Source organism: Embleya hyalina (genome assembly GCF_003967355.1).
Lineage (GTDB): Bacteria > Actinomycetota > Actinomycetes > Streptomycetales > Streptomycetaceae > Embleya > Embleya hyalina.
This window is the reverse complement of sequence record NZ_BIFH01000014.1, coordinates 723,953-737,286: the sequence shown is the minus strand read 5'-3', so window position 1 is coordinate 737,286 and position 13,334 is coordinate 723,953. Positions and strand designations below refer to the sequence as shown.

The window sequence follows — 13,334 nt, the reverse complement described above, 5'->3', positions numbered from 1 at the left end:
CGCTCCCCCTCGTCTGGCTGTCGGTACCGGTCATGACGAGTAGGCCGAGTTCTCGTGGACGTAGTCGGCGGTGAGGTCGTTGGTCCACACCGTCACGGCGGCCTCGCCGGCGTTGAGGTCGGCCACGATGTGCGTCTCGCGCGGGGTCATGTCGACCAGCTCGCGGTCCTCGCCGACGAAGCCGTCCCGGCACACCCACACGCCGTTGAAGGCGACGTCGAGCCGGTCGGGGTCGAAGGTCGCGGCGGTGGTGCCGATCGCGGCGAGCACTCGGCCCCAGTTGGCGTCCTCGCCGTGCACGGCGCACTTGAACAGGTTGTTCCGGGCGATCGAGCGGGCCACTTCGAGCGCGTCGGCCTCCGTCGCGGCGCCCGCCACGTCGATCCGGATGTCCTTGCTCGCGCCCTCGGCGTCGCCGATCAACTGCCGGGCGAGGTCGCCGCAGACGGCGCGCACCGCCTCGGCGAACGCGGCGAGGTCGGGCTCGACGCCGGAGGCGCCGGAGGCCATCAGCAACACGGTGTCGTTGGTGGACATGCAGCCGTCGGAGTCGATCCGGTCGAACGTGGTGTGCGTGGCGCCGCGCAGCACCGCGTCCAGCGTCTCGGCGTCGACCGCGGCGTCGGTGGTGAGCACGACGAGCATGGTGGCCAGGCCGGGGGCGAGCATGCCCGCTCCCTTGGCCATGCCGCCGACGGTCCACCCGGCGGGGTCGGTGACCACGGACTGCTTGTGCACGGTGTCGGTGGTCTTGATCGCGATCGCCGCGGCCTCGCCGCCGTCGGCGCTCAGTGCCGCGGCCGCCTTGTCGACGCCCGGCAGCAGCCGGTCCATCGGCAGTTGCACGCCGATCAGGCCGGTGGAGGCCACCACGATCTCGCCCGCGTTCAGCCCGAGCGTCTCGGCGACCTTCTCGGCGGTGGCGTGCGTGTTGCGAAAGCCCTCGGTGCCGGTGCACGCGTTGGCGCCGCCGGAGTTGAGCACGACCGCCTGCACGAGACCGGCCTTGACCACCTGCTCGGACCACACCACCGGCGCGGCCTTGACCCGGTTGGAGGTGAACACCGCCGCCCCGGCGATCGAGGGGCCGTCGTTGACGATCAGCGCCACGTCGGGCGCGCCCGTGCTCTTGAGGCCCGCGGCCACGCCCGCGGCGCGGAAGCCCTGTGCTGCGGTGACGCTCACGGCGCTACCCCCGTCTTGCTCAGTCCCAGGTCCTCGGCGAGGCCGAGGGCGATGTTGGTGCTCTGGATGGCGCCGCCGGCGGTGCCCTTGGCGAGGTTGTCGATCGCGCCGACCACCACGACGCGGCCCGCGCGCTCGTCGACGGTGACCTGTACGACGGCCGTGTTCGCGCCGTAGACCATCGCGGTCGCGGGCCACTGGCCCTCGGCGAGCAGGTGTACGAAGCCCTCGTCGGCGTAGGCCGCGGTGTAGGCCGCCCGAACCGCCTCGGCGGTGACGCCCGGCCGCAGCCGGGCGGTGCAGGTGGCCAGGATGCCGCGCGACATGGGCACCAGCGTCGGGGTGAAGGACACCGTGACCGGCGCGTCGGTGACCGCGCGCAGCCCCTGGACGATCTCCGGCGTGTGCCGGTGCACCCCGCCGACGCCGTAGGCGCTCGCGGAGCCCATCACCTCGCTGCCCAGCAGGTGCGGCTTGGGCGCCTTGCCCGCCCCGGAGGTGCCGGAGGCGGCGACCACGACCCAGTCGGGCTCGACCAGGTCGGCGGCGGTGGCGGGCACCGTGCACAGCAGCGAGACGGTCGGGTAGCAGCCCGGCACCGCGATCCGCCGGGTGCCGGCGAGCGCGGCGCGCCCGCCCGGCAGCTCGGGCAGTCCGTAGGGCCATGTCCCGGCATGGGGGGATCCGTAGAATTCCTCCCAGTCGGCGCCGTCGCGCAGCCGGTAGTCGGCGCCGCAGTCCACCACGAGCACGTCGGCGCCCAGTTGCGTGGCCAGCGCGCCGGACTGTCCGTGCGGCAGGGCCAGGAAGACCACGTCGTGCCCCGCCAGGTTCTCGGCCGTGGTCTCGACGAGGACGCGGTCGGCCAACGGCAGCAGGTGCGGCTGCAGCTCGCCCAGGCGTCGGCCCGCGTTGGACCCCGCCGTGAGCGTGCCGATCTCGATCTCCGGGTGTGCGAGCAGCAGGCGCAGAATCTCCCCGCCCGCGTATCCACTCGCCCCGGCCAGTGCCGCCTTGGCCCCCATTACCGCCTCCTTGTCAGGAGCATGACTATACGGACAGCCGAATCACTATGCAAGTACGTTGGGTGACCGCCCGCCCCGAGGCCGCCCCGAGGCCGCCCCGGGCAAGCCTTCCCCACCCCCGGGTCACCCAATAGGGCGCATGCAGGTGCGTTAGGATCAGCGGACTTCGGATACGCGCCCCCGGCGGGCGGTCGACGGCCGGCGGGACGGCAGCGACGTGCAGCAGACGGCGGGCGCCCCCGCCCAGGAAACGAACGAGACCACGTGACCCCTCCCCCCGGCACCTCCGGGCCCGCCGACGCCGCACGCGTCGCCGACCCGGACCTACAGTCCCCGACCGGCGAGCCCCCATCGGCTCCCGAGGCGGGCACCGCGGACACCGCCGCCGCGCCGACCCGGCCCACCGCCGAGCGCAGGCGCGCCCGCGTCCCACTGCCGGACCTGCTCGCCCTGGGCCTGCCCACACTGATCTTCGCGATCATGGGCTGGCACCAGCGCTGGATCACCGACGACGGCCTCATCTTCACCCGCGCGGTCCGCGAGATCCTGGCCGGCAACGGCCCCGTGTACAGCGCCGGCGAACGTGTGGAGACCTCCACCAGCACGCTGTGGCAATGGCTGCTCGCGCTGCTCGGCGGCATCACCCCGTTCGACTACGCGCCCACCGCCGTCTACACCGGCCTGATCCTGTCGGTCGCCGGCCTGTGGTTGTCCCTGGACGGCACCCGCCGGCTCTTCCGCGGCCTGGCGGTCACCCGGCTGCTGCTGCCCGCCGGCGTGCTCGTGTTCATCGCCGTCCCCTCCGTGTGGGACTTCGCCACCGCCGGCATGGAGACCGGCCTGATCCTGTTCTGGATCGGCCTGTCGTGGTGGCTGCTGATCGGCACCTGGCTGCGCCCGGTCGGCACCCACACCACCCGGCGCACCCTCGCCCTGTCCTTCTGGTTCGGCCTGGGCCCCCTGGTCCGCCCCGACCTGGGCCTGACCATGGTGATCCTGCTCGCCGCCCAGTTCCTGCTGATCCGCGCCCGCTGGCCCAAGGCCCTGGCGATGCTCGCCTGCGCCGGGTTCCTGCCCGCCGCCTACGAGATCTTCCGGATGGGCTACTACGGCCTCATCTTCCCGATGCCCGCCCTCACCAAGGAGGCGTCGGGATCGTTGTGGGGCCGCGGCTGGGACTACCTGACCGACTACATGAAGCCGTACCACCTGTGGATCCCGATGATCCTCATCGTGGTCGCGGCCGCCCTGGCGCTCACCCGGCGCCGCCCCGCCGACCGGCGCACCTGGATCGTCGTCGGCACGCCTCTGGTCGCCGCGCTGGGCCAGACCGTGTACGTGCTCAAGGTCGGCGGCGACTTCATGCACGGCCGCATGTGGCTGCCCGTGCTGCTCCTGGTCCTGCTCCCGCTGCTGCTCGCCCCCCTGGACCGGCTCGTGACCCCCGCGATCGTGCTGGTCGCGATCTGGGCGGTGGTCTGCGGCACCACGCTGCGCTCCGGCGTGATCACCACGCCGGCCCCAGACGGCAACGGCAACCAGGTCTGGAACGAACGCGACACCTACGCCGCGTGGACCAGGACCGACAACCCCACCACCGAGGAAGCGCACATTCGGACGCTGCCGACGATAGAAGAGGCGTTCCGCAACGAAAAGGCCACCGGCGAACGTCTTCTCTTCGTGGACCCCAACTACATCAAGGTGCCGCCGCTGCCGCTGCGCACCGACCTCGACCACGACAAGGGCCTGGTCATCGGCCGACTCGGCGTCGGCGGCTCGATCACCCCGCTCGGCGGAATCGTGGTCGACGTGTGGGGCCTGTCCAACACCGTCGGCGCGCACATCACCGAGACCCGGCACACCGCCGCGGGCCACAAGAAGCTGCTGCCGTTCGCCTGGAACGTCGCGCTCTACGTCGACCCGGCCGGCGACGCGCTGGTCCCGCCGGACGCCGCCACCCAGGAGGACATCCGGGCCGCCCGGGCCGCGCTGCGCTGCGGCGACCTCGCCGAACTCGTCGACTCGGTCGACGAACCGATGTCCGCGTCGCGCTTCTGGAAGAACCTGACCGGCGCCGTGGACCGAACCAAGCTGCGGATCCCGGCCAACCCGATCGAGGCCGAGAAGAAATTCTGCTCGCCCTCCTGAGCCCGTCATCGGTCCGGCAGTCGATCATCAGTGGTTATGGTGTGGTCGGCCCGCCCGCCCCGACTGGAGTCAACGAACCATGAGCCTCGTGAGTGTGCTGTCCGGGCGCTCGCGCTTCGGGCGACAGGCCGATCCTCCCGAGGACGGCCCGTCCACCCGCGGCACGGCCCGCTGGAACCTCGCGATGGTGCTGACGCCCGCCCTGATCGTGCTGATCCTGGGCTGGCACCGACGCTGGATCAGCGACGACGGCCTGATCTTCACCCGCACCGTGCGCCAGATCCTGGCCGGCAACGGCCCCGTGTTCAACGTGGGCGAACGCGCCGAGTCCTCCACGAGCACGCTGTGGCAGTGGATCCTGGTCCTCGCGTCCTGGATCACCCAGAGCGACGTCGGCCGCCTCGCGGTCTATCTGGGGCTGCTGTGCACCACCGCCGGGTACGTCCTCGCGCTCCAGGCCACCCGTCGGCTGCACGAACGCACCGCGCGCCTCCCCCTCCTGGTGCCGTTCGGCGTGATCGCCCTGCTCGCGCTGCCGCCGGTGTGGGACTTCGCCACCTCCGGCCTGGAAACCGGGCTGACCACGTTGTGGATCGCCGGCTGCTGGTGGCTCCTGGTCCGCCTCCCGCACGACCCGCGCGCCCGCGTCGCCTACACGCTGGCCTTCGTCGCGGGCCTGGGCCCGACGGTGCGCCCCGACCTGGCCATCGCCACCCTCGGGTTCCTGATCGCGCTCGCCGTGATCCGCCGCCCGCGCCCGCTCCGCGCCCTCGCCCTGTTCGGCACCGCGTTCACCCTCCCCCTGCTGTACGAGATCTTCCGGATGGGCTACTACGGCGTCGTGCTGCCGCTGCCCGCCGTGACCAAGGAGGCGTCGGCGAGCGACTGGTCCCGGGGCTGGAACTACGTCCGCGACCTGACCGGGCCGTACCACCTGTGGATCCCGTTCGCCGTACTCGCCGCCTGCGTACTCGCCCAGGCGGTGCTCCGCGTACGCCGCGACCCCGCCCGCGCCCGGCTGGACCCGCGCACGATCGACCGCACCGCGTGGGCCCGGATCACCGTCTTCGCCGTGCCCGTGGCGTGCGGCCTGGTCATGCTGCTCTACGTGATCCGCGTCGGCGGCGACTTCATGCACGCCCGGATGTTGCTGCCCGGCCTGTTCACCCTGCTGCTGCCCATCCTCGTGGTCCCGGCGAACCGGCTCGCGGTACCCGCCGCCACCGTGCTGATCGGCTGGGCCGTGGTCTGCGCGGCCGCCTTCCGGGTGCCCTACGAGGGCATCGGCCCGCGCGGCATCGCCGACGAACGTGCCTTCTACATCGGCGCGCTCAAGGTCGCCAACCCGGTCACCGCCTACTCCTACGTGGCCAACTACCCGCGCTTCCCCGCCGCCGCCGAAGCCGCCCGCGCCGACCACACGCACGTGATCGTCTACCCCTGGTACGACGGCTTCTACGTCACCGCCCTCGACCCGAAGCTGCCCGCCCCGGTCGCCACGGTATGGACCAACCTCGGCATGAACGGCGCGAACACCCCGCTCAACGGCATCTCCGTCGACATCCTCGGCCTGGCCTACCCCCTGGCCGCCCACGTGGAACTCACCACCCGAGGCCGCCCGGGCCACGAGAAGGAAATCGACATCGCCTGGGTGTTCGCCCAGTACACCTCCCCGGACGCCGTCCTCCCCCCGGGCATCGACCCGATCCGCGTCAAAGCCGCCCGCTACGCCTTGACCTGCGGCAACACCAACAGCGGCAAAATCAAGGAACTCCAGGAATCGGTCCAAGAACCCATGACCTGGAGCCGCTTCAAAAAGAACTTCACCGGCGCCTGGGACCGCACCTCATTCCGCTTCCCCAACGACCCGGTAACAGCCGCCAAGGAAGTCTGCGGCGTAGACGTCCTCCAAAAAAACGTCCTCCCCACCGACAACCCCAACCACTGACCAAGCCAACGCACAGCCCGACCCAAAAGCCGAACCAAGCCCAAACCAGCCCGTCCGGCGCTTGAGAACAGGCAGGGCGCAGCCCGACCCGGAACCCGAACCAGTCCCAACCCAGCCCGTCCGGCGCTCGAGGACAAGGCGGGGCGCAGCCCGGCTGCGAAGGCGATCCGACCCACATCCAGCCCGTCCGGCGCTCGAGGACGAAGCAACGCACAGCCCGACCCAAAGGCCGAACCAAGCCCAAATCAGCCCGTCCGGCGCTTGAGGACAAGGCGGGGCGCAGCCCGGCCCGGAAGCCGAACCGGTCCCAACCCAGCCCGTCCGGCGCTCGAGGACAAGGCGGGGCGCAGCCCGGCTGCGAAGGCGATCCGGCCCACATCCAGCCCGTCCGGCGCTCGAGGACGAAGCAACGGCACAGCCCGACCCAAACCAAATCAGCCCGTCCGGCGCTTGAGGACAAGGCGGGGCGCAGCCCGGCCCGGAACCCGAACCGGTCCCAACCCAGCCCGTCCGGCGCCTGAGGACGAAGCAACGCACAGCCCGACCCCGAAACCGCACCAGGCTCGGAGCGCAGCCCGGCCCCCGGCACCGAACCCGCCACACCAGCCCGTCCGGCGCTTGAGGACGACAGGCCCGCGTCAACCCCGCGAGCGCACCGTCACGTCACCGACCACCGAATCCCCCGGAAGCGCGAGCGTCGACACCACGACCCCCGCCACCGTCACGGGATCGCTGTAGCGCGAGCTCTCGTAAACCCCGCCCTCCTGCTCCCGCACACCACGCTGCATCGCCGTAGCCGTCCGCCCCGGATACACACTGCTCACCCGCAACCCCGGCTCCTCCTCCCGCAGCCCGTCCGCGAACGCCTTCAACGCGTGCTTGCTCGCCGAATACGCGGCCCACCCCGCATTCGTACGCAACCCCGCCCCACTGTTCAGCAACACCACATCACCCCGCCCACGCCGCAACGCCGGCAACAACACACGCGTCACCTCCGCCACCGCGATCACGTTCACGGTCAGCGTGTGCGCCCACACGGCCACGGTCGTCTCCGCCACCGTGCCCAACTCCGCGACGCCCGCACTGTGCACCAGCCCCGCGAACGTCTCGTCCGCCAACGGCGCCAGCGCCTCGGCGATGGTCTCCGGACGCTCCAGGTCGGCCACCACCGTCCGCACCCCCGGCCCCGCCAGATCCGCCGCCCGCCGCTCCGACCGCACGATCGCGACCAGATCGTGACCGTCCTCCCGCAACAGGCGGGCGATCTCCGCGCCGATACCGCTACCCGCACCGGTGATCACGTAAGTACTCATGGCGCCACCCTACGAGGTGCGCGCCCGGCGGAACGGACGTTCCCACCGGCGCCGTCCGACCGCCCGGAGGCCGCCGCCGATGACCCCGACCACCACCCCGACCGACCAGGGCCCACCGCCCGCCGACCACCCCGCCCCCGCACCTCTCCCGCACCCGCACCCGCACACACCACGCCGCGTCGCCCGATGGAACATCGCCGCGGTGCTGCTGCCCGCCCTGTTCGTGGCCGTCCTCGGCGGAAGACGCAGCTGGCTGTGCGACGACGGCCTGATCTACACCCGCCCGGTCCGGCAGATCCTGGCCGGCAACGGCCCCGTGTTCAACCCGGGCGAGCGCGCCGAGGCCGCGACCGGCACGCTCTGGCAGTGGCTCCTGGTCGCCGCGACCCGCCTCACCGGCCAGGACCCCGCGCCCCTGGCCGTGCGCCTCGGCCTGCTGTGCGCCGTACTCGGCTGGTTCCTGGCCGCCGACGCCGGCCGCCGCCTGTACCTGCCCACCGCCGGGCAGGCCCACCTGCTCCCCTGCGGCGCCCTGATCCTGCTCGCCCTGCCGCCGGTCCGGGACTTCGCCACCTCCGGCCTCGAAACCGGCCCGACCACCCTGTGGATCGCCGGCTGCTGGTGGCTGCTCGTACGCCTCGCCGCCGACCCGCACACCCGCCGCGCGTACGGCCTCGCCGTCGTGGCGGGCCTGGGCCCGATGGTCCGCCCCGACCTGGCCATCGCCACACTCGGCTTCCTGACCGCCCTCGCCCTCGTGTACCGCCCGCGCCCCCGCCGCGCGGCGGCCCTCGTCGCCGCCGCGACCGCGCTCCCGCTGGCCTACGAGATCTTCCGGATGGGCTACTACGGCGTCCTGCTCCCCCTGCCCGCGATCACCAAGGAGGCCGGCGCGAGCGACTGGACCCGGGGCTGGGCCTACGTCCGCGACCTGGCCGACCCGTACCACCTGTGGCTGCCCCTGCTCACCCTCGCCGCGCTCGGCACCGCCGGCGTGCTCACCCGACGCCGCACCGCGCGCACCACCGCGACCCCGCCCCCGGGCGCCCGCGTCCGCCGCACCCTCTACGCGACCCCCGTCCTGTGCGGTCTCGCCATGCTGCTCTACGTGGTCCGCGTCGGCGGCGACTTCATGCACGCCCGGATGCTGCTCCCGGGCCTGTTCCTGCTGCTCCTGCCGATCCTGGTGATCCCGGCGAGCCGAATCGCGATCCCCGCCGTGGCCGCCCTGGCCGCCTGGGCCCTGCTGTGCGCATCCGCCTTCCGGGTCCCCTACGACCGCATCGGCCCGGCCGGCATCGCCGACGAACGCGGCTTCTACACCTCCGTCCTGGGCGTGGCCAACCCCGTCACCGCCGACGCCTTCATCGACGGCTACCCCGGCTTCCCCACCGTCGTCCGCGGCCCCCGCCCGGGATACCGACACACCCTGGTCGACCGCTCCCCCACACACACCCTCGACGCCCCGCTGCGCCCGGACGTCGCCGCGCCGATCGTGGCGATGTGGCCCTCCCTGGGCATGCTCGGCGCGGCCGTCCCGCTCACCGGCATCGCCCTCGACGACCTGGGCCTGGCCTATCCGCTCGCCGCGCACGTACAGCTGTCCACCCGGGGCCGCCCCGGCCACGAGAAGCAGATCGACCCGGCCTGGGTGCTCGCCCAGTACGCCGACCCGGCCGCCCCGCCACCCCCGGGCATCGACCCGATCCGCATCGCGGCCGCCCGCTACACCCTCACCTGCGGCGACACGAACCGCGGCCGGCTCAAGGAACTGCTGGACTCGACCCGCGCCCCGCTGACCCGGCACCGCTTCGTCGCCAACCTCACCGGCGCCGTGCGCCGCACGTCCTTCCGCTTCCCCAACGACCCGATCGCCGCCGCCAGGCAGATCTGCGGCGTCGACGTCCTGGCCCCGGGCGTCCTGCCCACCGACCCCACCCACCGCTGACCGGAGCCCGACCGGCGACCCCGCACACGCCGGTGGGCCCGCACACCGTCACGGTGTGCGGGCCCACGTCGACCGATCCGGCCCGAGGCGTCACGCCCCGCGCAGCACCGCCCCGGTCCGCTCCGCCGCGAGCGCCACCGCCGCGTCGCGCGCGGCCGTCGCCTCCTCGACCGTGAGCGTGCGGTCCTGCGCCCGGAAGCGCAGCGCGTACGCCAGCGACTTGCTGCCCTCGCCGACCTGCGACCCGGTGTACACGTCGAACAGGCGCACCGATTCGAGCAGCGCCCCGGCCCCCTCGACCAGCGCGGCCTGCACCGCGGCGGCCGGCACCGAGTCGGGCACCACGAGCGCCACGTCCTGGGTGGCCACCGGGTAGGAGGAGACGTGCCCGGCCTGGACCGCGTGCTCCCCGTCCAGGTCGGCGGTGAGCAGGTCCAGGTCCAACTCCATCGCGCCGACCCGCTCCGGCAGGTGCAGCGTCTTGAGCACCCTCGGGTGCAGTTCGCCGGCGTGCCCGACGACCCGCTCGCTCCCGTCCGGCGCGGTCGCCACCAGCGCGGCGCAGCGCCCCGGGTGCCACGGCTCGTGCCGGTCCGCCCGCACGGTCAGCTCGACCCCGACGGCGTCCGCGACCACCCGCGCGGCCTCGATCGCGTCCGCCCAGTTCTGCGGCCGGCCCTTGCCCCACCACCCGGAGCGCTCGCGCTCCCCGGACAGCACGACCGCGATCCGCTGCGGCTGGTGCGGCAACGCCGCGGCCAGCGCGGCCAGTTCCTCCTCGCTCGGCCGCCGGTCCACGGCGAGCACGGGCGCCGGCGGGGTCGCGGCGTTCGGCCGGAAGACCACACCCGACTCGAACAGCGCGAGGTCGGCGTTGCCGCGCCCGAGGTTGCGACGCAGCGTGTCCAGCAGGCCCGGCAGCAGCGTGGTGCGCAGCGCCGGCTCCTCCTCGGAGATCGGGTTGACCAGCACCACCGTGCGCCGCCGCGCGTCGTCCTCGGCCAGGCCGAGGTCGTCGAACGCGCTCTGCCCCAGGAACGGGTAGTTCAGCACCTCGGTGTAGCCCGCGCCCGCCAGTGCCCGGCCCAGCCGGCGCCGGCGCCGCTGGTCGGCGGTCAGCCCGCGACCGGCCGGCACCTGCGGCAGCGTGGCGGGCACCCGGTCGTAGCCCTCCAACCGGATGACCTCTTCGGCCAGGTCGTTGGGATCGGTCAGGTCGGGCCGCCAGGTCGGCGGGCCGACGGTGAGCGTGTCGATGCCCTCGACCGAGCAGCCCACCTCCTGCAGCCGCTGGGCCACCGTCTCGCGGGTGTAGGGCACGCCCGCGACCTTCGCCGCGTGGTCGGCGGCCAGGGTGATCCGCACCGGTTCGCGCGGCGCGTCCACCTCGGTCACGCCCGCCTCGGCCTGGGCCCGCTCGCCGCCGAGCGCGGCCAGCAGGTCGACCGCGCGCTGCGCCGCCGCGCGGGCCGCCTCCGGGTCCACGCCGCGCTCGAACCGGCGCGACGCCTCCGAGGACAGCCTGTGCCGACGCGCGGTGCGCGCGATGGCCACCGGGTCGAAGTGCGCGGCCTCGATCACGATGTCGCTCGTGTCGTCGCCGATCTCGGTGCTCTCGCCGCCCATCACGCCCGCGAGGCCGATCGGCCCGCGGTTGTCGCAGATCAGCAGGTCCTCGGGGTCGAGCGTGCGCTCGGCGTCGTCGAGGGTGGTCAGCTTCTCGCCGGCCTGCGCGCGGCGCACCACGATCGGACCCTGCAGGCGGGCCCGGTCGTAGGCGTGCAGCGGCTGGCCCAGTTCGAGCATGACGTAGTTGGTCACGTCCACGACCAGCGAGATCGGCCGCATGCCGCTCATCTGCACGCGGCGCTGCACCCACAGCGGCGAGGGCGCGTCGGGGTCGACGCCGACCACGGTGCGCGCGACGAAGCGGTCGCAGCCGGCCGGGTCCTCGACCCGCACCGGGTAGCCGTACCCGTTGGCGTCGGGCACGTCCAGCAGCGCCGGGTCGCGCAGCGGCTGCCCGTAGGCGATCGCCGCCTCGCGGGCGACGCCGCGCATCGACAGGCAGTAGCCGCGGTCCGGGGTGACCGCGATGTCGAGCACCTCGTCGACCAGGCCGAGCAGTTCGATCGCGTCCGCGCCGATCTGCGCCTCGATCGGCAGCACGATGATGCCGTCGTGGTCGTCGCCCATGCCCAGTTCGCGGGCCGAGCAGATCATTCCGCGCGACACGCGCCCGTAGGTCTTGCGCTCGGCGATCTCGAACGGCCCGGGCAGCACGCCGCCCGGCAGGATCACCACGACCTTGTCGTCGACCTCGAAGTTGCGCGCGCCGCAGACGATCTCCTGCGGCTCGCCGGTGCCGTTGGCGTCGCCGACGTCGACCTTGCAGAACCGGATCGGCTTCTTGAAGCCCTCCAGCTCCTCGATCTCCAGCACCTGTCCGACCACGAGCGGACCCTTGAGGTCCGCGCCGAGCTGTTCGACCGTCTCGACCTCGAGGCCGAGCGCCACGAGCTTGTCGGCGACGTCGCGCCCGGACTCGCCGGCGGGGAGGTCGACGTACTCCCGCAACCACGAAAGCGGGACCCGCATCAGATCTCCATCCCGAACGGAAGGGTGAACCGGACGTCACCCTCGACCATGTCCCGCATGTCCTCGACGTTGTGCCGGAACATCAGCGCGCGCTCCAGACCCACACCGAACGCGAAACCGCTGTACACCTCGGGGTCGATGCCGCACGCGATCAGCACGCGCGGGTTGACCATGCCGCAGCCGCCCCACTCGATCCAGCCCTCGGACCGGCAGGTCCGGCACGGGTGCTCGGGGTCGCCCACCGAGGCGCCGCGGCACACGAAGCACTTGAGGTCGAGCTCGGCGGACGGCTCGGTGAACGGGAAGTACGACGGGCGCAGCCGGGTGACGATGCCCTCGCCGAACATGGCCTGCACGAAGTGGTCGAGCGTGCCCTTGAGGTCGCCCATGGTCAGGCCCTTGTCGACGGCCAGGCCCTCGATCTGGCCGAACACCGGCGTGTGCGTGGCGTCCAGCTCGTCGGTGCGGTACACCCGGCCGGGACAGATCACGTAGATCGGCGGCGTGCGGGTGAGCATGGTGCGGATCTGCACGGGCGAGGTGTGCGTGCGCAGCACCACGCCGGAGTCCGCGGAGCCGTCCTCGGCGCGCACGAAGAAGGTGTCCTGCATGGTCCGCGCGGGGTGGTCCGGCAGGATGTTGAGCGCGTCGAAGTTGTACCACTCGGCCTCGACCTGCGGGCCCTCGGCGACCTCGTAGCCCATCGCCACGAACAGGTCCTCGATGCGCTCGGAGAGCGTGGTCAGCGGGTGCCGGGCGCCGCGCGGGGCACGGTCCCACGGCAGCGTGACGTCGACCGCCTCCTCGACGAGCACGCGCGCGTCGCGCTCCGCCTCCAACTCGACCAGGCGCCGCTCCAGGGCCTGCTTGACCGCGCCGCGAGCCTGGCCGACGCGCTTGCCCGCCTCGGCCTTGGCCTGCGGGGGGAGTGCGCCGATCTCGCGGTTGGCCAGCGCCAGCGGCGAGCGGTCGCCGGTGTGCGCGACCTTCGCCTCCTGCAGCGCGGCCAGGTCGTCGGCGGCCGCGACCGCGGCGAGCGCCGCGTCCCTGGCCCGCTCGACTTCCTCGGGTTTCAACGCCTCGACCTCGACCGGGTCGTACGACTTGTTCGGTGCCGACATCTGTGTCCAGTGCTCCTGTGGGGGATCCGCCGGTGGTGGAGGCGGCAA

Annotated in this window: 8 protein-coding genes; 3 read left to right on the top strand and 5 right to left on the bottom strand. The window is 73.0% G+C overall.

Annotated features, from left to right (window positions below):
* Positions 1 to 30: 30 nt before the first annotated feature.
* Both argJ and argC read right to left on the bottom strand, forming a co-directional pair.
* Positions 31 to 1,185: a bifunctional glutamate N-acetyltransferase/amino-acid acetyltransferase ArgJ gene (argJ, locus tag EMA17_RS07370; RefSeq protein ID WP_126636065.1), complete on the bottom strand. Its 1,155-nt coding sequence runs from the start codon at positions 1,183 to 1,185 to the stop codon at positions 31 to 33.
* Positions 1,182 to 2,210 (bottom strand): N-acetyl-gamma-glutamyl-phosphate reductase, encoded by a 1,029-nt coding sequence (gene argC / locus EMA17_RS07365; protein ID WP_126636064.1) that lies wholly within the window; start codon positions 2,208 to 2,210, stop codon positions 1,182 to 1,184. The genes argJ and argC overlap by 4 nt, the downstream gene beginning before the upstream one ends.
* A 264-nt stretch (positions 2,211 to 2,474) precedes the next feature.
* Between argC and EMA17_RS07360 the strand changes: the two genes are divergently transcribed.
* Positions 2,475 to 4,358, top strand: a complete 1,884-nt coding sequence (locus EMA17_RS07360; protein WP_126636063.1) for an arabinofuranosyltransferase AftB family protein — start codon at positions 2,475 to 2,477, stop codon at positions 4,356 to 4,358.
* Between the two features lie 79 nt (positions 4,359 to 4,437).
* Complete coding sequence (locus tag EMA17_RS07355; RefSeq protein WP_126636062.1) at positions 4,438 to 6,306, top strand: arabinofuranosyltransferase AftB family protein; 1,869 nt, start codon at positions 4,438 to 4,440, stop codon at positions 6,304 to 6,306.
* 638 nt (positions 6,307 to 6,944) lie between these two features.
* On the opposite strand, the gene EMA17_RS07350 is transcribed toward EMA17_RS07355, so the two are convergent.
* Positions 6,945 to 7,619, bottom strand: a complete 675-nt coding sequence (locus tag EMA17_RS07350) for an SDR family oxidoreductase (RefSeq protein ID WP_126636061.1) — start codon at positions 7,617 to 7,619, stop codon at positions 6,945 to 6,947.
* A 79-nt stretch (positions 7,620 to 7,698) separates the two neighbouring features.
* Between EMA17_RS07350 and EMA17_RS07345 the strand changes: the two genes are divergently transcribed.
* Positions 7,699 to 9,567: an arabinofuranosyltransferase AftB family protein gene (locus EMA17_RS07345; protein WP_126636060.1), complete on the top strand. Its 1,869-nt coding sequence runs from the start codon at positions 7,699 to 7,701 to the stop codon at positions 9,565 to 9,567.
* A 90-nt stretch (positions 9,568 to 9,657) separates the two neighbouring features.
* Here EMA17_RS07345 and pheT read toward each other — a convergent pair whose 3' ends face one another.
* The gene (gene pheT, locus EMA17_RS07340) at positions 9,658 to 12,165 is read right to left on the bottom strand and encodes a phenylalanine--tRNA ligase subunit beta (RefSeq protein WP_126636059.1); all 2,508 of its coding nucleotides are present in this window, start codon (positions 12,163 to 12,165) and stop codon (positions 9,658 to 9,660) included.
* Complete coding sequence (gene pheS / locus EMA17_RS07335) at positions 12,165 to 13,286, bottom strand: phenylalanine--tRNA ligase subunit alpha (RefSeq protein ID WP_126636058.1); 1,122 nt, start codon at positions 13,284 to 13,286, stop codon at positions 12,165 to 12,167. Before pheS ends, pheT begins: the two co-directional genes overlap by 1 nt.
* Positions 13,287 to 13,334 lie beyond the last annotated feature (48 nt).

Coding starts and splice junctions, on each gene's coding strand:
- pheT (WP_126636059.1), bottom strand. CDS start 12,165: ATGCGGGTCCCGCTTTCGTGGTTGCGGGAGTACGTCGACCTCCCCGCC.
- EMA17_RS07355 (WP_126636062.1), top strand. CDS start 4,438: ATGAGCCTCGTGAGTGTGCTGTCCGGGCGCTCGCGCTTCGGGCGACAG.
- EMA17_RS07345 (WP_126636060.1), top strand. CDS start 7,699: ATGACCCCGACCACCACCCCGACCGACCAGGGCCCACCGCCCGCCGAC.
- argC (WP_126636064.1), bottom strand. CDS start 2,210: ATGGGGGCCAAGGCGGCACTGGCCGGGGCGAGTGGATACGCGGGCGGG.
- pheS (WP_126636058.1), bottom strand. CDS start 13,286: ATGTCGGCACCGAACAAGTCGTACGACCCGGTCGAGGTCGAGGCGTTG.
- EMA17_RS07350 (WP_126636061.1), bottom strand. CDS start 7,619: ATGAGTACTTACGTGATCACCGGTGCGGGTAGCGGTATCGGCGCGGAG.